15 protein-coding genes are annotated in these 18,761 nt (G+C 68.0%); 9 read left to right on the forward strand and 6 right to left on the reverse strand.

Features of this window, described 5'->3' with window-relative positions:
• Window positions 1-301: 301 nt before the first annotated feature.
• Together AC07YH_RS07295 and AC07YH_RS07300 are read left to right on the forward strand one after the other, a co-directional pair.
• Complete coding sequence (locus tag AC07YH_RS07295; RefSeq protein WP_494746332.1) at window positions 302-526, forward strand: hypothetical protein; 225 nt, start codon at window positions 302-304, stop codon at window positions 524-526.
• A gap of 348 nt (window positions 527-874) precedes the next feature.
• A complete protein-coding gene (locus AC07YH_RS07300; protein ID WP_494746333.1) occupies window positions 875-3,751 on the forward strand; it encodes a TonB-dependent receptor plug domain-containing protein in 2,877 nt (958 codons plus the stop codon).
• A 75-nt stretch (window positions 3,752-3,826) separates the two neighbouring features.
• Here AC07YH_RS07300 and AC07YH_RS07305 read toward each other — a convergent pair whose 3' ends face one another.
• The 3 genes from AC07YH_RS07305 to AC07YH_RS07315 form a co-directional block, all read right to left on the reverse strand.
• Window positions 3,827-5,128 carry a M20/M25/M40 family metallo-hydrolase gene (locus tag AC07YH_RS07305; protein WP_494746334.1) on the reverse strand — a complete coding sequence of 434 codons (1,302 nt, stop codon included), beginning with the start codon at window positions 5,126-5,128 and terminating at the stop codon, window positions 3,827-3,829.
• Between the two features lie 256 nt (window positions 5,129-5,384).
• Window positions 5,385-6,113 (reverse strand): NADPH-dependent F420 reductase, encoded by a 729-nt coding sequence (locus AC07YH_RS07310; protein WP_494746335.1) that lies wholly within the window; start codon window positions 6,111-6,113, stop codon window positions 5,385-5,387.
• A gap of 28 nt (window positions 6,114-6,141) precedes the next feature.
• The gene (locus tag AC07YH_RS07315; protein WP_494746336.1) at window positions 6,142-7,200 is read right to left on the reverse strand and encodes an NAD(P)-dependent alcohol dehydrogenase; all 1,059 of its coding nucleotides are present in this window, start codon (window positions 7,198-7,200) and stop codon (window positions 6,142-6,144) included.
• 149 nt (window positions 7,201-7,349) lie between these two features.
• Here AC07YH_RS07315 and AC07YH_RS07320 point away from each other — a divergent pair, with 149 nt between their 5' ends.
• From AC07YH_RS07320 to AC07YH_RS07350, 7 genes are all read left to right on the forward strand, one after another.
• Window positions 7,350-8,306, forward strand: coding sequence for an AraC family transcriptional regulator (locus tag AC07YH_RS07320; RefSeq protein ID WP_494746337.1), 957 nt, complete (start codon window positions 7,350-7,352; stop codon window positions 8,304-8,306).
• A gap of 57 nt (window positions 8,307-8,363) precedes the next feature.
• Window positions 8,364-9,329 (forward strand): hypothetical protein, encoded by a 966-nt coding sequence (locus AC07YH_RS07325; RefSeq protein WP_494746338.1) that lies wholly within the window; start codon window positions 8,364-8,366, stop codon window positions 9,327-9,329.
• Between the two features lie 81 nt (window positions 9,330-9,410).
• Entirely contained in the window at window positions 9,411-9,716 is a 306-nt protein-coding gene (locus tag AC07YH_RS07330) for a GNAT family N-acetyltransferase (RefSeq protein WP_494746339.1), read from the forward strand.
• 124 nt (window positions 9,717-9,840) lie between these two features.
• Window positions 9,841-10,422: an RNA polymerase sigma factor gene (locus tag AC07YH_RS07335; protein WP_494746340.1), complete on the forward strand. Its 582-nt coding sequence runs from the start codon at window positions 9,841-9,843 to the stop codon at window positions 10,420-10,422.
• Window positions 10,397-11,341 carry a FecR family protein gene (locus tag AC07YH_RS07340; protein WP_494746341.1) on the forward strand — a complete coding sequence of 315 codons (945 nt, stop codon included), beginning with the start codon at window positions 10,397-10,399 and terminating at the stop codon, window positions 11,339-11,341. The genes AC07YH_RS07335 and AC07YH_RS07340 overlap by 26 nt, the downstream gene beginning before the upstream one ends.
• Before the next feature lie 111 nt (window positions 11,342-11,452).
• Window positions 11,453-14,518 carry a TonB-dependent receptor gene (locus tag AC07YH_RS07345; RefSeq protein ID WP_494746342.1) on the forward strand — a complete coding sequence of 1,022 codons (3,066 nt, stop codon included), beginning with the start codon at window positions 11,453-11,455 and terminating at the stop codon, window positions 14,516-14,518.
• Window positions 14,519-14,602: 84 nt separating this feature from the next.
• Window positions 14,603-15,700, forward strand: coding sequence for a pectinesterase family protein (locus tag AC07YH_RS07350; RefSeq protein ID WP_494746343.1), 1,098 nt, complete (start codon window positions 14,603-14,605; stop codon window positions 15,698-15,700).
• On the opposite strand, the gene AC07YH_RS07355 is transcribed toward AC07YH_RS07350, so the two are convergent.
• The 3 genes from AC07YH_RS07355 to AC07YH_RS07365 form a co-directional block, all read right to left on the reverse strand.
• Window positions 15,697-17,184, reverse strand: coding sequence for a TIGR01777 family oxidoreductase (locus AC07YH_RS07355; protein ID WP_494746344.1), 1,488 nt, complete (start codon window positions 17,182-17,184; stop codon window positions 15,697-15,699). The genes AC07YH_RS07350 and AC07YH_RS07355 overlap by 4 nt on opposite strands.
• Window positions 17,181-17,897, reverse strand: a complete 717-nt coding sequence (locus AC07YH_RS07360; RefSeq protein ID WP_494746345.1) for a DUF4166 domain-containing protein — start codon at window positions 17,895-17,897, stop codon at window positions 17,181-17,183. Before AC07YH_RS07360 ends, AC07YH_RS07355 begins: the two co-directional genes overlap by 4 nt.
• 66 nt (window positions 17,898-17,963) lie before the next feature.
• Window positions 17,964-18,539 carry a GbsR/MarR family transcriptional regulator gene (locus AC07YH_RS07365; RefSeq protein WP_494746346.1) on the reverse strand — a complete coding sequence of 192 codons (576 nt, stop codon included), beginning with the start codon at window positions 18,537-18,539 and terminating at the stop codon, window positions 17,964-17,966.
• Window positions 18,540-18,761: the final 222 nt, after the last annotated feature.

Raw genomic sequence — 18,761 nt, forward strand, 5'->3', positions numbered from 1 at the left:
GGATCGGGTGGGGCATGGCGCGGCGCGGCCTGGGCCGTCAGGCTCAGGGCGGCCAGTACGGTCGCCAGGCCAAGCGTGCGGATCGTGGACATCTCGACTCCCATGGAAGGCGCGCGGCAGCCCCGCGCGCAACCATAGAGCCATGCGCGCCTTGCGGCGAGCCGTCGTCAATCTCGCAGATTTGTAAGGTTCGGCGAGGCTTTCTCACGACCTTGTAAGGTTGCTGAACGGACCGCGTCAGGGCGGGGTCTCAAGCTCATCTTCATCGGCGCTCCCGCCGAACCTTGAAGGAGACAGCATCGTGACCATCCGCGCCATTCTCGCCGCCGCCGTCCTGTCGACCGCCGGCCTGGCCGCCGTCTCGGCCAACGCCGCCACCGTCGCCCCGGCCTCGGCCCCCGCCGCGAAGGCGACCCCCGCCAAGGCCGCCAAGGTCACCGCCAAGAAGGCCGCGCCGAAGGCGGCGATGCACAAGGTTTCGGCGCACAAGAAGGCCCGTCACCTGCGTCACGGAAAGGCCGCCTAAGACCCAGGCACGAACTCTCCCCTCGAAAGTCCCCCACCGACCGCGGCGCGCTCCCCCTCAGCGCGTCGCGGTTTTGTTTTGCGCGACGATCTGGATGGTCATTTTCGGGGGGAGGCCAATCGCCGCCATTGGCGCGATCAAGACCCGCAGCGTGCACATAATCGAAGATATACGGTATCTGAAATGGTCAATCCCTAAGCGATAAGCCGTCTCCACCCCGACGTTGGCGCTCTCTGGTCAACTGTGGCGAATTTATGACGTAACGACGTTATGGATGTAACGCTTGTATCGGGGAGTGGCGGGTTGATGTCCCAAGTGACTGTATTGAAGAGCCTCCGGTGGCGCCTGTTGACCAGCGCCGCCATCGCGGCGGGGGCCGCCATGAGCCTCGCGGCCGACCCGGCCGCCGCGGCGGAGCAGGCCGCGATCCTCCAGATCGCCGCGCAGGCGGCGGGGCCGACCGCGACGGACGCCAGCCAGGTCGAAGAGGTTCTCGTCACCGGCTCGCGCATCGTGCGTAACGGCAACGAGGCGCCGACGCCGACCACCGTCCTGTCGGCGGCGGACATCCAGGAGCGCAACCCGACCAATATCGCCGACTACATCACCCAGCTGCCCTCGATGGGCACGGGCAACACGCCGCGCACGACGACGCTGTTCGCCAACGCCACCGGCGGCGCGAACCAGCTGAGCGCCCGCGACCTGGGCGTCACCCGGACGCTGGTGCTGCTGGACGGCCGCCGTGTGGTGGGCTCAGGCATGTCCCCGGCCGTGGACGTCAACCTGCTGCCGCAGAACCTGGTGCAGCGGGTCGATGTCGTGACGGGCGGCGCCTCGGCCGCCTATGGCTCGGACGCGGTCGCCGGCGTCGTCAACTTCATCCTCGACACCGGCTTCACCGGTCTGAAGGGCGGGGTCAACTTCAGCAAGACCGGCCATGGCGACGGCAAGATCGTCTCGGGCGATCTGGCCTATGGCCGCAAGTTCGCCGGTGGCAAAGGCCATCTGCTGCTGAGCGGCAACTACTACAAGGGCGACCGGATCGATTTCTACGACGACCCCCGCGACTGGTTCCAGCCGGGGCTTCGCCTGATGAACAACCCGAACTGGACGGCCACGAACGGCCAGCCCGGTCAGATCGTCCGCACGGACGCGGGTTACAACAGCACGCCCGGCGGCGTGATCGCCTCAGGCCCTTTGATGGGCATGGCCTTTGGTCCTGGCGGGACGATCCAGAACTTCGTCTTCGGTCCGATCCAGCAAGGCCAGGTGCAGGCCGGCGGCACGATCGAGTCCATGCCGATCCGCGGCGCGCTCCTGCCCGACGACGAGCACTGGAGCGTCTATGGCCGGGGCAGCTACGAGCTGACCGACAAGATCACCGCCATCTTCGAGGCCAGCTACGCCGGCAACGACACCGTCAACTGGTCGGCGGTCTATAACCGCCAGGGCGCCACCGCGATCACGATCAACAGGAGCAATCCGTTCATCCCGCTGGTGACGCAACAGGCCATGGACCAGGCCGGCGTCAGCTCGTTCCAGATGGCGCGGCTGTTCTACGACATGATCAACACGCCGGGGACGCACATCGGCGAGGCAGGATACTATCGGCGTCAGGACCGGGTCCTGGCGGCGCTGGAGGGTCGTTTCGCCGATAGCGGTCGGTGGCGCGCCTACTACCAGCACGGCCACAGCAAGGTCTGGTACACCCGCGACAACAACATCATCCTGGACCGGTTCAACCGGGCGATCGACGTCATCGCCAACCCGGCGACCGGCGGCGTGGCCGGCGTCGCGGCGGGAACGCCGATCTGCCGCTCCACCGTGGCCAATCCCACCAATGGCTGCGTGCCGATGAACCTCTTTGGCGAGGGATCGCTGGGCGCCGCGTCGGTCGCCTGGGTCACGGGCGCCGCCGAGGGACTGCGGACGCGTCAGGACCTCGACTTCAACCAGGATGTCTGGTCGATCGACGGCCAGTACAGCCCGTTCTCCACCTGGGCCGGACCGGTCTCGATCGCGGCAGGCCTGGAGTACCGGAAGGAGACCTTCTCCTCGACGGCCGACGCCTACTCCCTGCAGTCGCTGTGGAATGTCGGCAACTACAAGGGCGGCGCCAACGGCTACAACGTCAAGGAAGCCTTCGGCGAAATCCTGGTCCCGCTGCTGAAGGACAGCGTGGTGGCCAAGAGCGTCGAATTCAACGGGGCGGCCCGGCGGACCGACTACTCGACCAGCGGGGCCGTGACCACGTGGAAGGCGGGGCTGACCTGGGACATCAATGACGATCTGCGCCTGCGCGGCACCCGCTCGCGCGACATCCGCGCGCCGAACCTGAACGACCTGTTCGCTCCCAGCAGCCAGTTCGTGAACGCCTATCTGGACCGGACCCAGGCCGGCAGCCCGCAGGTGCCCAACATCACCCTGAGCGGCGGCAATCCCAACCTGAAGCCGGAAATCGCCGACACCTGGACCGCCGGCGGCGTCTACCAGCCGCACTGGGCGCCCGGCCTCAGCCTCTCGATCGACTGGTACAAGATCGATATCGCCGACGCGATCACGGCCGTCGGCGCGCAGCAGATCATCGACATGTGCTATGGCTTCAACCGGCCGCAGAACCCGGCGGCCTGCGACTCGATCGTCAAGGCGGCGGGCGCGACCAACCTGGTCAACGCCACCATCTACACCAGCGGCATCAACGCCCAGACCGTCGCCGTCGAGGGCATCGACTACGAGGTCGGCTACCGCGCCAATCTCGGCCGGTTCAACGATGCGCTGCCCGGCGCGATCAACCTGCGCCTGCTGGTCTCCCAGCGGCTCAAGGACGAGACCATCCTGCCGGGCGATGTCGCGCCGCCGACCCTGGGCACCTTCGCCAGCCTGAAGTGGCGGGGCATGCTGACGGCCACCTACGCCGTCGGGGCCAGCCGCACGACCGTGACCACCCGCTACCTGGGCAAGGGCCGGATCACCAACCAGCCCGAGACCAGCCGGACCGGCATCCCCGAGGCCTACAACCACGTGGATCCCGTCTGGTACGTCGAGCTGGCCGAGAACTACGACGTCACTATCGGCGGCCGGCGGATCACGCTGTTCGCGGCGGTGGAGAACCTGCTCGACCGCGATCCCGAACCGATCCCCAGCAGCGGCACCTCGTTCGGCACGAGCGCGCCCTACGACCTGCTGGGCCGCACCTTCCGCGGCGGGATGCGTTTCCGGTTCTAAGAAGCGCAGCCCAGGCGAAAAAGAACCCGCGCAGGCCAGCCTGCGCGGGTTCGATTTTGTCTGGAGAGGGGGAGATCAGCGGCGCGGGGCGCGTCCGCCGAATGTGACGATGCTGTCGACGCCGCCCGACGACAGCGCCGACACGCCAAAGAAGGTGTCGTCGACATTCACGCCCTTGAGCGCGGTCTCCTTCGCGTCGGCCGGGACGTCGCGATGGTCGGTCCAGTCCTGCTTGTCGTTCCGCCGCCAGACCACGCGATAGCCCGACGCGCCGGGCACGGCGGTCCAGGAGACGGTGGTGTCGCTGCCCAGGGCGCCGCGCAGCAGCACCTCGTCGGGCGCCGCCGGCGCGGTGGCCAGGCGCGCTAGGGTCGCGACGTTGATCGCCGTCACCTTGGCCAGGTAGGGGAAGTCCATCTTGTCGACCGTGTCACCGTATTCGACGCCGTCGGCGGTGCGCAGGTCCTGGTGCTGCTGGTTGTAGTTCTCGACGCCGACCGAGAAGCGGACGGCGGGGTAGCCCAGCTTGAGGAACGGCTCATGGTCGCCGCCGCGGCCGAAGCGGTCCGGGCGACGGTCGACGAACACGTCCAGGCCGCCCTTGATGCCTTCGCCGACATGATCGATGGCCTTGGCCAGCGCGCGGCTAGGGCCGTCGTCCTCGCCGCCGTTGCCGCGGCGCACCAGTTGTGCGGCCCCGTCCTCATTGGCCCGGATGCCTTCGGAGAACACCCGCACCCGATCGGCGACGCGCGTCCCGTTCTGGCCGACCGTATTGCCGACGATGTCGTTGTTCAGCACGGCGGTGACCTTCCAGCCCCGCTCCTTGGCCGTGTCGGCCAGAAGGGTTCCGCCCATCAGGCCCTGCTCCTCGCCCGAGAGCGCGGCATAGATGATGGTGGCGTCGAACTTCTGCTTCGACAGCAGCCGCGCGGCCTCCAGCACCAGCGCCACGCCCGAGGCGTCGTCATTGGCGCCCGGCGCATCGCTGGTGGCGTTCATGACGTCGGTCACGCGGCTGTCGATGTGGCCCTGCACAATGACCACGCGGTTGGGATCGCGGCCAGGCTGGATGGCCAGGACATCCACGATGTTCACGCCCTTGGGCGCGCGGTCATTGGTGAACACGCGCTCGACGGTGGAGACCTGCAGGCAGTCGCCGCAACCCGCGCCGATCCGCTTCATCTCCTCGGCATACCAGCGCCGCGCCGCGCCGATGCCGCGCGTGGGGTGATCCGGGTCCGACAGCGTGTGCCGCGTCCCGAAGCTCACCAGCTTGGTGACGTCGGCCTTGAGTCGGGCCGAATCAGGCGCGGTCTGGGCGGAGGCGGCGGCAGGCAACAACAACGTAGCCAGGACCATTGACGATAAGCGCACGACTTCCCCTTCGTTTCCTATTGAACTGGTTTGAGCGTCCAAGACGGCGCCGGCCCCGATGTCGTGGTCACACGGCCTTTGGTGTCAAACGCCATATGAACCCGGGGAACCCTGTTTGCCGAGCCTGCAGGACCCTACGTGCTGTTCGGCGATGAGCACATACCAATGCTGTCCAGGCGCCAGGGGATCGTGATCCAAAGCCGGGGGCGCCTTGGATCACACTGATGACGCTCAAATTTCGCCCCTGCGATCCGGCTCAAGACCGGGCGCGGCCTACCGCGTCCACGCTGCCTAGCCGTTTGATCAGCTCGCAGCCAAAGGCGTCGCCGTCGCGTCGATAGTCGGCGATGCGGGCGCCGTCGGTGGCGGCCATGGCCGCGTCCAGCGTCAGGGCGTCGTAGTCGTGGCAATAGCCCAGCGTGCCAGGCTGCAGACGCCAGGACTCCGACATGGGGCCGGCATCGACCGGATCGAAGCCGATCGCATCGATCAAGCCGGCCACCTTGGCCTTGGCGTCGGCGTCATCGCCGGCCAGGGCGATGGCGATCCGGTCCGGCGCGCCGCGCGGAGCTCCCCGGGACAGGCTGTTGGCCTTCAGCATGTTGAAGGTCTTGATCACCGGTCGGCCGATGCGGTCCGACACCCACTGGCTGTCCAGTCGTCCGGCTTCGATCTCCGGGATCAGGCCGTCGCGGGCGCGTGGATAGTAGTTGCCGGTGTCGATGATCACCGCCGAGGCCGGGGTTTCGGCGAAGAGATCGCCTGGCAGGTTCGCCACCGCGCCCTGTGGGATGGAGAGGATGACGATGTCGTCGGCCTGGGCGGCCTCGCGGGCGGTGACGGCCTGGGCGCCGATCTCGCGGGCAAGGTCGGCCAGGCTTTCCGGGCCTCGGGAATTGGCGATGAGCACGTCGTGGCCGGCCGCGCGCGCGAGCCGGGCGACGGCGCCGCCGATCAGGCCGGCGCCGATGATTCCGATTTTCATGATGATCCGCGGGTTCTGAAGGGGAGGGTCAGGCGAGCGTCAGGTCGGCCATGTCGATCACGAAGCGATAGCGGACATCGCCGCGCTCGAGGCGGTCGAAGGCTTGGTTGACCTGATCCATGGGGATCGTCTCGCAGTCCGGCAGCACCCCGGCCTTGGCGCAGAAGTCGAGCATCTCCTGGGTTTCGGCCAGGCCACCCGATGGCGAGCCGGTGATACGGCGACGGCCCATCAGCAGAGGCAGGGTGTCGAAGCCCTCCATGCCGCCCAGCTGTCCGACGATGACCAGGACACCCTCGACGTCCAGCAGGGTCATGTAGGGCGAGACGTCGTGGCGGACCGGGATGGTGTCGATGATGACGTCGAAGGACGAGGCCGCGGCCGTCATCGCCTCGGTAGACGTGGAGATCAGCACATGGTCGGCGCCCAGGTCCTGGGCTTCGGCCGCCTTGTCGGGAGTGCGGGTGATGACGGTGACGCTGGCCCCCAGGGCGGCGGCGAAGCGGACGGCCAGATGGCCCAGACCGCCGATGCCGACGACGCCCACGCGACTGCCGGGGCCGACATTCCATTGGCGCAGCGGCGAATAGACCGTGATGCCCGCGCACAGCAGCGGCGCGGTCCGCGCGGGATCAAGGCCTTCGGGCACGCGTAGGACGAACTCCTCGCGCACCACCATGTGCTTGGAGAAGCCGCCATGGGTTGGGCTGCCGTCGATCCGGTCGAAGGCGTTGTAGGTGATGGTCGGGAACTCGCGGCACATCTGTTCCTGGTCGCGGCGGCACTGGTCGCAGTGCTGGCAGCTGTCGACCATGGTGCCCACGGCCACCAGGTCGCCGACCTTGTGGCGTTGCGCGCCGGGCGCGGTCTCGACGATGCGGCCGACGATCTCGTGGCCCGGCACAACCGGATAGTTGGTCGGGCCCCAGTCCTTCCAGGCGTTTCGGGCCAGATGCAGGTCGGTGTGGCAGATGCCGCAATAGAGGATCTCGAGGGCGACGTCGTTGTCGCGCAGGGCGCGGCGCTCGAAGGGGAATGGCGTCAGGGCGCTGTGCTCGTCGTGAGCGGCATAACCGATGGTCTGCATCTGGAAACCCGTGGGCTGGGGAGGGATGGCTTTGAACTAGGACCCGCTGGTTGGGCGGCGTTAGCTCGATCCTTCCGATTGCTTGCCCATTCGTGTCGGCGCGCGCTTCGCCGCTTGTCGATGCCGGTCGCGCTCGGCAACGTGTCGCCATGGATCGACCGCTGGACATCCCGCCCGGATCTGCCGAGACGCCGCTCGAGGCGTCGCGGTCCCGGCTGGCCGCGCGCATGCTGCGCCATCTTCCCGAGCCCGGCGATCACGCCTCGGCCGTGCCGGGCCTGTTCTTCTATCGCCGTGACGGCTTCTGTCCGCCGACCTCGGCGCTCTATGAGCCGGGCCTGTCCCTGGTCGTGCAGGGGCGCAAGAAGGTGGTTCTGGGCTCGGAGACCTTCGACTATGGCGCGGGCCAGTTCGTCCTCACGTCCGTCGATCTGCCGACCATCGCCCAGGTCCTGGATGGCAGCGAAACCTATCCGTTCCTGTCGATCATCCTGAAGCTGGATCCCGCCACGGTGAAGGCGATGGCCGCGGAAATCGACCTGGAAGGCGCGCAGGCCGCGCCCGCTGGATCGGCCATGGCGGTGGGCGAGGCGAGCGTCGAGCTGATCGACGCGGTGGTGCGGCTCGCGGCCTTGGCTGACACCCCCGAGGATATCGCCATCATGGGCCGCATGGTCCTGCGCGAGATCGTCTACCGCCTGCTGATGGGACCGGCGGGCGGACGGCTTCGCCAGATGGTGATCCAGGGGTCGCGATGCGAGCGGATCGGCCGGGCGATCACCTGGCTTCGCGACAACTACGCCGCGCCGATCCGGATCGAGGCGCTGGCCGTCATGGCGGGCATGGGCCTTTCGACCTTCCATCACAACTTCCGCGCCATCACGCGGATGAGCCCGCTGCAGTACCAGAAGCGCGTTCGCCTGCACGAGGCGCGGCGTCTCATGCTGGTCGAGGGGATCGATGCGGGCGCGGCCGCCTACCAGGTCGGCTATGAGAGCGCCACGCAGTTCAGTCGGGAATATCGGCGGCTGTTCGGCGCGCCGCCGGCGCGCGACGTCAACCAGATGCGCGGGGGCGGCGCCGGACAGCTCGTCGCCGCGGAGTAGAGGCCGATGAAGCTCATGGGGAACGTGAGAAAAGGGCGCGCCAGTGTGGCGGCGGCGATGGTGTCCTTGTGCCTGATCGGTGTTGCGCCGGCCGCTGGAAGCGCGCCATCGACGCCGATCGTGGCCGAGGCCGGCTTGCAGCGCTACGGGATCGATCCTGCCTCGTCGCTCAGGTCCCGGGTGGGCGCGCCCGAAGCCCTGGTCATCGACACCTACGTCAAGGCTGGCGCGGCCGACATCACGGCCCATCAGCTCACGGACAGCGAGTGGGCGATCGTGGAGGCGGCGCTGGCCAAGCTGCCGCCGCTTCACCGGCGAATCCTCCAGGCCCACCTGCGCAGGCTCAGCTTCGTCGATGGCAAGCAGGGCGCCGGCAGCGCCCTGACGAGCAGGGCCGATCCCGAGCAGAAGGGCGATGTCTTCGACATCACCTTCCGCGCCAGCCTTCTTCGGGAGTCCCTGACCGACTTCCTCGACACCAAGGAGGCCAATCTTTTCGAGACGGACGGGTCCGGCTATCGCGTGCGGTTCGATGCGGGCGACACCGACGCCCTGACCTATGTCCTGCTGCACGAGGCGACCCATGTCGTGGATCAGGTCCTGGGGCTGACGGCGGCCGAGGGCGGCGCCTTCCGCGCTGGACTTTGGAGCGGCCCTCGTCAGCTTTCCGAACCCTACGCCTCTGCGCTGATCGCCAAGACCTGGTATCGCAGGGCGCCCAAGATCCCGGCCGCCCAAGCCCCAGATTACTACCGCGCCCTGGCGCGGGCGCCGTTCGTGTCCTTCTACGCCACCGCCGCCGCGCCCGAGGACCTGGCCGAACTGACCGCCTGGCGTGAACTCGCCACGCGACGTCGCCAGAAGCTGAAGGTCGAGGTCCAGGACGGTCAGGGGCGGACGGTGTTCGCCTACGAGCCCCTGAAGGCCAAGGCCGTTCGCCGCCGTTTCGCAGTCGTCGAAGACCTGCTGGCTGATGCAGCGAAGCCAAAGGAGGCCGCGGCCGGGACCGATCGCCATCGTTGATACGTGGGGGATGGGCGGCGCGACAGGCGTCGGCCTATGCTAGTCGGGCCGACGTCCTTCCCTCCACCTGCGAGACCTGCCATGTCCGACCCCGAAATCCACGACAACGCCGAGAAGCATCGCTACGAGTTGCCCGTGGACGGTGACGTCGCGGTGGTGACCTACAACCTCTCGCCGACCAGTTTGATGATCACCGAGACCCTGGTTCCCGAGCGGTTGGAGGGCCAAGGGATAGCCAGTCGGCTGGCCAAGCACGTGCTCGCCGACGCCAAGGATCGTGGTCTATTGATCCTGCCGGTCTGCCCGTTCTTCGCGGGATATCTGCAGAAGCACCCCGAACATGCGCCCGTGGTGGACCCCACCTATCGGAAGATCCTCGGCATTTGATCGGGTCTTACGGGCCGCGACGAAGCGGGCGCGGCTGACATTCAGGATTTGTGCTTTTCAATGTGACGGAAATCCCTTCGCCATGCATCGCTGACAGGGAAGACCAATAACAGGGCGAGGAAACGTGTCGGAGGGGCGTGCGCGCATCGTGGCGTGGCTGGGGCGGGAAATCCTGCCCCATGAAGCCGCCGTGCGCGTGTGGTTGCGGCGCTCGTTCGCCGCGGCCGGCGACGTCGACGACATCCTTCAGGAGACCTATTGCCGCTTGGCCGCCCTCAGCAACATCGACCATATCGCCGAGCCGCGCGGCTATTTCTTCCAGGCCGCGCGTAGCGTGGCCCTGGAGCAGATCCGCCGCGCCCGCGTGGTGCGCATCGAGACCGTCAGCGAGATCGAGGCGCTGGACCTGGCGCTCGAGGAGCCCTCGGCCGAGCGCATCGTCTCGGGCCGGCGGGAGCTGGAGCGGGTGAGGGGGCTGATCGCGGCCCTGCCGGATCGCTGCCGCCGGATCTTCGAGCTGCGCAAGATCGAGGGCGTGCCTCAGCGCGAGATCGCCCGGCGGCTGGGCGTCACCGAACATGTGGTCGAGAACGAGGCGGTGCGGGGCTTGCGCGCCATCCTCGCGGCCATGACCGAACAGGATGCGTCCGCGGGCGCGCAAGGAGCCAGAGAGAAGACAGATGGTCGAACGCGAAAGCGCCGCTGACATCGAGGCGGACGCCGCCCGATGGGTGGTCCGCGTCGATCGCGACGGCGAGGCCGTCCGCTCCGAACTCGACGCCTGGCTGGCTGGCGACCGGCGCCGCATGGGCGCCTACGCGCGGGCTGAAGCCGGCTGGACGCATCTTGACCGCGCCCAGGCCCTGTCCTCCCCCGAGCCGCTTGCGCCCGAACCCGTTCAACTGCGCCGTCGAGGCGTGGTGGCAGGGTTGGGGGCCATGGCCGCGGGTCTGGCGGCCATGGTGGTCGGTCCGCGCCTGTTGGCCCAGCGATACGGCACCGCCCTGGGCGAAATCCGTCGCGTGCCGATGTCCGACGGCTCGGTGGCGGCGATCAACACCAGCTCCGAGCTGGAAGTGGACATGCAGCCGCGGCTTCGCGCCGTGAAGCTGGAGCGCGGCGAGGCCTGGTTCGCGGTGGCCAAGGATGCGTCGCGCCCCTTCGTCGTCGAGAGCGGACCCGTCCGTGTTCGCGCGGTCGGCACGGCCTTTTCGGTGCGCAAGCGCGAGGGGGGCAGCGACGTCCTCGTTACCGAAGGCGTGGTCGAGGTCTGGACCAAGGACGGCAAGACCCCGCCACGCCGTGTCTCCGCTGGCGAGCGGGTGTTCGCCGACAACGGCGCCGGCGTCCTGATCCCGCCCGAGGCCGACGCGGACTTGGCGCGGCAGCTGGCCTGGCGCGATGGCCAGATCGTCCTGGATGGACAGACGCTGACCGAGGCCGCCGCCGAGTTCAATCGCTACAACGACCGCAAGATCGAGGTCGCCGACACGCGCCTGGCCGACGAACGCTTCGTGGGCTGGTTCCGAACCAACGACCCCGAAGGCTTCGCGGTCGCCGCCGCGGCCACCTTCAACGGCAAGGTGGCCGTGGGCGACAACGCCATCGTCCTGCGAGGCCAATAGAGCGCCGCGTGCAAAAAAATTGACCGATGCCTGACGGAAACCGGTTTCCCCCGCATCGCTCCAAACAGGCGTTCCAAGAAGCGCCGTTTGAACCATGAGAGGGAGGGGCGCATGCGGACGTCGCTGCGTACTTACGAAAAGTCCTATTTGATGCTGGCGGCGGGCGCCACCGCGCTGCTGGTCGCGTCGGGCGCTCATGCCCAGGTGCGTACGTTCGACGTGCGCGAGCAGTCGGCCGCCACGGGCATTCCCCAGTTCGGCCAGCAGGCCGAGTTGCAGATCCTGGCTCCGCAGAGCGCGGTAACGGGCAAGCGCGTCAACGCCGTGCGCGGCGCCTACACGGTCGAGGAGGGTCTGGCGCGCCTGCTGCGCGGCGCGGACCTGACCGTGGTCTCCAACAACGGCCGCACGGCGGTTCTGGGGCAGACCGCCTCGCTTCAGCTGGCCTCGACCGCCGCGGTTCCGATGATCGCCGCCCAGGCCGTCGCACCGGTCTCGGCGCCGCAGGAAGAGGCCTCGGCCGAGGTCGAGGCCGTGGTGGTCACAGGCTTCCGCGCCAGCCTGCAGAGCGCCATGAACCTCAAGCGCCGCGCCAGCGGCGTGGTCGACGTCATCAAGGCCGAGGACATCGCCGACTTCCCGGACGCCAACCTGGCCGAGTCCATCCAGCGCGTGCCGGGCGTCTCGATCGCCCGCGACGCCGGCGAGGGCCGTCAGATCACCGTTCGCGGCCTTGGCCCGCAGTTCACCCGCGTGCGCATCAACGGCGTCGAGGGCCAGAGCACGGCCAGCGGCACCGACAGCTCGGGCGGCGCCAACCGCAACCGCGCCTTCGACTTCAACGTCTTCGCCTCGGAGCTCTTCAACAGCATCACCGTGCGCAAGACGGCCTCGGCCCAGACCGAGGAAGGCTCGCTGGGCGCCACGGTCGACCTGCAGACGGGCCGGCCGTTCGACTACAAGGGCGCGACCCTCGTGGTCTCGGCCCAGGAGGGCTACAACGACCTCTCCAAGTCCTGGGACCCGCGCTTCGCGGTCCTGGCCTCCAACACCTGGTTCGACGGCAAGCTGGGGGCGCTGGTCTCGGTGGCCTACACCGAGCGCGGCCTGCTCGAAGAGGGCCACGGCTCGGGCGGCTGGCTGAACGGCACGGAAGTCGGCGGCTTCAATCCGGCCTCGACCTTCAAGCCGGCCAGCACGGCCGCGGTGTTCACGCCGCGCTTCCCGCGCTACGGCCGCCTGAGCCATGAGCAGAAGCGCCTGGGCCTGACCGGTTCGTTCCAGATGCGCCCGGACGACAAGACCCTGATCGGCCTGGACGTCCTCTATTCGGACTTCAAGGCCACGCGCGAGGAGAACTGGCTCGAAGCCCTGTCCTTCGCCCGCAACGCCTCGCAGGGCGGCCGTCCCGAGATCATCGTCCGCGACGGCGTGGTCAACGCCAAGGGCGACATGGTCTATGGCCTGTTCGACGACGTCGATGTCGAGAGCGAGACCCGCTTCGACAAGCTGGACACCCAGTACAGCCAGGTGACCTTCACCGCCGAGCACGAGTTCGGCGATCGCTTCAAGCTGAGCGGCCTGGTGGGCGCCTCGAAGTCGGACTTCAACAACCCGATCCAGACGACGGTCATCCTGAACCGAGAGAACGCCGACGGCTTCTCGTACGACTATCGAGTCAATCCGAACCTGCCGGCGATGAGCTTCGGCTTCGACGTCACCGACCCGCTGGCCTATAATTTCGGCGCGGCGCGTTCGGAAATCCGGCTGCGGCCGCAGGGCGTGACCAACAAGATCGCCACCGCCCAGCTGGACGGCGACTATCGCATCAATGACAGCCTGAACCTGAAGGTCGGCGTCAACTTCAAGAAGTACGACTTCGACTCCTGGGCCCAGGCCCGGGTCAACGAGTCGGTCGTGCCGACCCTGCCGGCCGGCGTGACGCTCAGCAGCCTGACCAAGCTGGTCTCGGGCTTCGGCCGCAACCTCGGCGGTTCGGGTTACCCGACCAGCTGGGCCGCGCCGGACCTCGACGCCTTCGCCAAGCAGTTCAACATCTATAGCGGCACGGGCCTGTTCGAACTCAGCGGCGCCTCCAACGCCAACGCCCGAGGCAACATCCGCAGCGTCGAGGAGAAGGACAGCGCCGCCTATGCGCAGCTGGACTTCCGCACCGATCACTTCGCCTGGCCGATCCGCGGCGACGTCGGCGTGCGCTACGTGAAGACCGAGCAGAGCTCGACCGGCTACCAGCTGGTGGCCGGCGCCGCCCAGCAGGCCACGGTCAAGCGCGACTACGACGACATCCTGCCGGCCCTGAACATCACCGCCGAGGTCACGCCCGACTTCCTGCTGCGCTTCGGCGCGGCCAAGGTGATGACCCGTCCGAACCTGGGCAGCCTGACGCCGGGCGGCAGCCTGTCGACGGTGGGCGTGTTCAGCGTCAGCTCGGGCAATCCGAACCTGGAGCCGATCCGCGCCACCACCTACGACCTGTCGGCCGAATGGTACTTCGCCAAGGACGCGCTGCTGTCGGTCGGCCTCTTCTACAAGGACATCGACACCTACATTCAGACCTCGCGCATCTCGCAGCCCTTCAACGCCTCGGGTCTGCCGCTGAGCCTGCTGGACGGCCTGGGCGTTTCGGCCGGCGACACCTTCCTGTTCAGCCAGCCGGTCAACACCAAGGGCGGCCCGCTGAAGGGGATCGAGGTCAGCTACCAGCAGCCGTTCAGCTTCCTGCCGGGCCTGCTCAAGCACACCGGCGCGATCTTCAACGTGACGGTGGTCGACTCCAAGATCGACTACATCTCGGCCCGCTCGCCGACCGGCTTCGTGCAGAACGACCTCGTCGGCCTGTCGAAGAATGCTTTCAACGCCACGCTCTACTACGAGGACGAGGCGTTCAGCGCCCGCGTCTCGGCGGCCTATCGCGACAAGTACCTGACCGCCGTGCCCAGCGGCACCAGCACCAACGACATCGACGGCGTGCGCTCGATCACGACCATCGACGCCTCGGCGTCGTACGCGATCAACAAGCGCCTGAAGCTGACGTTCGAGGGGCTGAACCTGACCGACGCCTTCAACAACCAGTACACCGACAGCAACCGTGACAGCGTCTACGTCTATTCGCACACGGGCCGGCAGTTCAATTTCGGGCTGCGGTACGCGTTCTAACGATCGTAGAGGTTCCTCCTCCCGAGGAATATTGGGCGTCGGCTGTCCTCCCGGTCGGCGCCCGCCCCTTTTGAAAGAGGCGTCATGTCGTTGCCTGCTCTGTCCCGTCGTCATGTCCTGGCCGGGGCGACGCTGCTTGTTCCCGGTCTGGCCCTGGCCGCGCCGCGCTACGACGCCGTGCTGTGGCGCGGGGAGGGCGCGAGTCCTCATGCCGGGCCGACCTTCGCCAGCCTGTCGGCGGCGGTCGCGGCCGCGCCGGCCGATGGCCGAAAGCCCTTCCGGATCCTGGTCACGCGCGGGGTCTGGGACGAACAGGTCGTCATCGACAAGCCGTTCGTCCACCTGGTCGGCGAGGACCGCAAGGCCTCGGTGATCAGCCACCTCGCGGCCTCGGGCCTCACCGCCCCGGACGGCAAGCGGTGGGGCACATTCCGCACACCCACGTTATTCGTGCGCGCGCCCGACTTCGCGGCCAGCAACCTGACCATCCAGAACGCCTTCGACGGCCTGGCCGAGATGAGCAAGCCCGGCGGGCTCCACTCGCACGACGGTGGCGGCCCCCAGGCCGTGGCCCTGATGCTGGACAAGGGCTCGGACCGCGCCCGGCTCACCGAGGTCGACATCCTGAGCTATCAGGACACGCTGTTCCCCGACGCGGGCTCCAGCCTGTTCGAGCGCTGCCTGATCACCGGCAGCTACGACTTCATCTTCGGCGCGGGACGGGCCTATTTCCAGGATTGCGAGATCCGTTCGCGGCCCCGGCCCGTCGATCCGATCGACGGCTACATCGTCGCGCCCAGCACGCCGCTCAGCCAGCCCTTCGGCTTCGTGTTCCAGAACTGCCGATTGACGAAAGAGGCCGGGACCAAGGTGGGTTCCGTCTATCTGGGCCGCCCCTGGCGTCCCTCCAGCCAATTCGCCGACGGGCGTTACGGCGACCCGAAATATGTCGGCATGGCCACCTTCCTCGACTGCTGGATGGACGACCACATCGCCCCGGCCGGGTGGACCGAGATGTGGTACACCGGCAAGGACGGCAATCCTCGGACCATGCTGCAGCCCGAGGACGCGCGCTTCTCACAATATCGCCCGAAGGGGCCGGGCGCGGGCAAGTTGTCCCGTGGGCGCTGGCTGTCGCGGGCCGAGGCGCAAGCCATGACGAAGGCCAAAGTTCTCGCTTAGGCCTCTGCAAGCTTCACGACGGCGGCTTCAGGCTGGATTGGCCTGACGCCGACGAGGTTCGTCAGCGCCGCGTCCAGGGTGGGGTAGGTGAAGCGGAAACCGCTCGCCAACGCTGCCATTGGGACGACCTTCTGACCCTTCAGGAGCAGCTCTTCGGCGAAGTCGCCGAGCACCGCTCGAAGAGGCGCGGCGGGGGCCGGCAGGATGGCGGGCCGATGCAGGGCGCGACCAAGGGCCCGAGCGAAGGCCAGGTTGCGTTCCGGCTCGGGCGCCGTGCCGTTGACCGCGCCCTTCAGGCTAGGCGTGGCGATGGCGTGGGCCATCAGGCGCACCAGGTCGTCCAGGTGGATCCAGCTCATCCAGTGCCGTCCAGCCCCGAACGGTCCGCCCAGGCCGAATTCGAACGGCGTCAGCATGCGCGACAGGGCGCCGCCTTCGATCGCCAGGACGATGCCGATCCGCAGCCGCACTAGGCGCACGCCCAGGGCTTCGGCGGGCTCGGCGGCGGCCTCCCATTGGGCGCAGATCGTGCGGGAGAAGCAGTCGCGACCGTCGGCGGTCTCGTCCAGGGTCTCGTCGCCGCGCAGGCCGTACCAGCCGATGGCCGAGCCGTTGATCAGGACCTTGGGTCGCTGACGCAGTCGGCGGATCAGGGCCACGACCGCCTGGGTGGTCTCCACGCGGGAGGCGATGATGCGGCGGCGCTTGGCCGGGGTCCACAGCCCCTCGGCGATCGGCTCGCCGGCCAGGTTGACGATGGCGTCGATGCGGGTGTCGTCCGGCAGCTGATCCAGGCTGGTGACAATCCGGATAGGAGCGGGCAGGGCGGCGGCGTTGGCGCGGCTCCGGGTCAGGACCGTCACCTCGTGGCCAGCGCCGACCAGGGCCGCGACCAGACGGCCGCCGATCAGGCCGGTGGCCCCGGTGATCAGCACCGCTTGGCGGGGCGGCAGGGCCGTGACCAGCGGGACGGGATCGCTGGCGGCGATCCGGTTGGTCCGTCTGGCGGCCGCCAGGTCGCGCAGGCCGGACACGACGACCCCCACGGCTGCCACGGCGCACAGCACGCTCCAGACACCGTGGAAGGCGGGGACCACCGCCGTCGGCAACGCGGCCCAGCCGGCCAGCAGCGGAACCACCAGCGCCAGCACAACGCCATAGTTCAGGGTCAGCAGGGTGTGGGTGACCCGCTCGCTGGCCGGCAGCTTGCGCGTACGATCCTCCTCGACGAAGTCCCACAGGGTGATGATCAGCTCGGCCAGCATCAGGGCGATCAGCGCCGCCGCCGCAAGGCCCTGGGGCCGGCTCCAGCCCAGGGCCAGGAACATCACGGCATAGGCCAGGTTGCGCACCCCGTGTAGGCGCAGTTCCTTGGCCTGAGACGACCGCCAGGCCAGGCGCTCGGTCAGCTCGTGGTGATAGAGGGTGTCGAACCCGCCCATCGCCACCTGGATGAAGACCAGGGTCCAGATCAGGTCGGTCATGGCCGATATCCTTCATTGTCGTGGATCGGAGGGGCCGGGCGGTCGCGGAACAACCCGACCTGGCGAAGCATCCCGCCCAGCAGCGGATGGCGCAGGTCCAGGACGAAGGCGAAGCCGCCGTCGCCCTGGTCGATATGGCTGATGGTCAGCGCGCCGGGCTCCAGCCAGGCGGGCAGGCGCAGGCGAACGGGACCGAGCGCCAGGAAGTAGTGGCGGCTATGGAAGTGCAGGGCGGTCTCGTCGGCGCTGACCGCCAGGGCGATGCCGAAGCCGCCGCCGAGATATTCCTCCAGACCCGTCGGACCCGCGAAGCGCTTGCTGCTGTGGATGACCTGCGGAAAGCCGTGGGCGCGGTTGTACATCCGGGTCCAGAACTGACCGCCGGCGTCGCCGTCCTCGGTCACGGTCACGACCGCCGCCGCGCCCAGGTCGTCGTTCAGGGGCAGGGGCGCGCCGATCACCCGGCACAGCTGGGCCAGGATTCGGCCCGCCGCGTTGCGCCGGCTTTCGGTGATCCGGCCCGCATAGGTCACGGCCATGCCGGGGCGCAGGCGCTTGCTGAACCGTTCGCGCACGGCTTGCGGCAGGCGGTTCCAGCCAGCTTCGCCCAGCAGGACGCGAAAGCGCAGGTCACGCAAGGCGGCGGGCTCGGCGACTTCGACTTCACGGGCGCCGTGGTCCGGAAGCGGATGGAGCTTTTCGGTCGTGAACATCGCCAAATCCCCTGTTCCTGTCTGACCTGTTATTTCTGTCAAAAGAGAAATTGCAGGCGAAATTTTTTACGGCGTCTTGTCCGTCTTGCCGCGGCCCAGGCCCAGCAGGCCCACCACCTTAGTGCCCATCTTGATCAGCGACATCAGCGTGGACGGCGGCACGGTCAGCATCTGGCCGTACCAGCCGTCGATCGTGGTGACGAAGCTGTGCATCTCCTTCAGGCGCTTGCGCGCCACCGGGCTCAGGGTGGGGTCGTCTTCGGCCGCCGCCAGCACGGGACCCATGGCCTCGACCATCGGGTCGATTTCACGTTCCTTGCGACCCTGGGCGATGCGGGTCAGCATCTGCCAGAGGTCCGCCTCGGCCTCGTAGTGGTCGCGACGGTCACCCAGCATCGGCACGCGTCGGATCAGCTTCCAGCCGATCAGCTCGCGGATGCTGTTGGAGACGTTCGAGCGGGCCATGCCCAGGTCGTCGGCGATGTCCTCGGCGGTCATCGGCCGGTCGGCCAGATAGAGCAGGGCGTGGATCTGGGCCACCGAGCGGTTGACCCCCCATTGCCCGCCCATGTCGCCCCAGCGCAGCACGAACTGCTCGACCGCGGCGGGGAGGCGTTTCGTGTTATCTGCTGTTTCTGTCATGACAGAAACATATGTCGCTATCGAAGCGACGTCAATCCAGCGACAAGGGTGGCTTGGGTAACTCTATCCGACGATCTAGGCGGCGTGGCTCAGCTTAGCCAGTATCGGCCGCCACGCGCCGTGAAGCCCTCACACACGAACGACCACAGGCGGATCATCAGCTGGGACAGCATGGTCGTGGGCCTCCATCTTCGCTTGAAGGCTGGGCGCGACGGGCGGCTG

This window comes from Caulobacter sp. GW456-12-1-14-TSB4 (assembly GCF_059424195.1).

Bases quoted from the DNA above. Each gene is read 5' to 3' on its own strand.
- AC07YH_RS07310 (WP_494746335.1), bottom strand. From the start codon at position 6,113: ATGAAAATCGGAATCATCGGCGCCGGCCTGATCGGCGGCGCCGTCGCC.
- AC07YH_RS07315 (WP_494746336.1), bottom strand. From the start codon at position 7,200: ATGCAGACCATCGGTTATGCCGCTCACGACGAGCACAGCGCCCTGACG.
- AC07YH_RS07320 (WP_494746337.1), top strand. From the start codon at position 7,350: ATGGATCGACCGCTGGACATCCCGCCCGGATCTGCCGAGACGCCGCTC.
- AC07YH_RS07325 (WP_494746338.1), top strand. From the start codon at position 8,364: ATGGTGTCCTTGTGCCTGATCGGTGTTGCGCCGGCCGCTGGAAGCGCG.
- AC07YH_RS07330 (WP_494746339.1), top strand. From the start codon at position 9,411: ATGTCCGACCCCGAAATCCACGACAACGCCGAGAAGCATCGCTACGAG.
- AC07YH_RS07340 (WP_494746341.1), top strand. From the start codon at position 10,397: ATGGTCGAACGCGAAAGCGCCGCTGACATCGAGGCGGACGCCGCCCGA.
- AC07YH_RS07345 (WP_494746342.1), top strand. From the start codon at position 11,453: ATGCGGACGTCGCTGCGTACTTACGAAAAGTCCTATTTGATGCTGGCG.
- AC07YH_RS07350 (WP_494746343.1), top strand. From the start codon at position 14,603: ATGTCGTTGCCTGCTCTGTCCCGTCGTCATGTCCTGGCCGGGGCGACG.
- AC07YH_RS07355 (WP_494746344.1), bottom strand. From the start codon at position 17,184: ATGACCGACCTGATCTGGACCCTGGTCTTCATCCAGGTGGCGATGGGC.
- AC07YH_RS07360 (WP_494746345.1), bottom strand. From the start codon at position 17,897: ATGTTCACGACCGAAAAGCTCCATCCGCTTCCGGACCACGGCGCCCGT.
- AC07YH_RS07365 (WP_494746346.1), bottom strand. From the start codon at position 18,539: ATGACAGAAACAGCAGATAACACGAAACGCCTCCCCGCCGCGGTCGAG.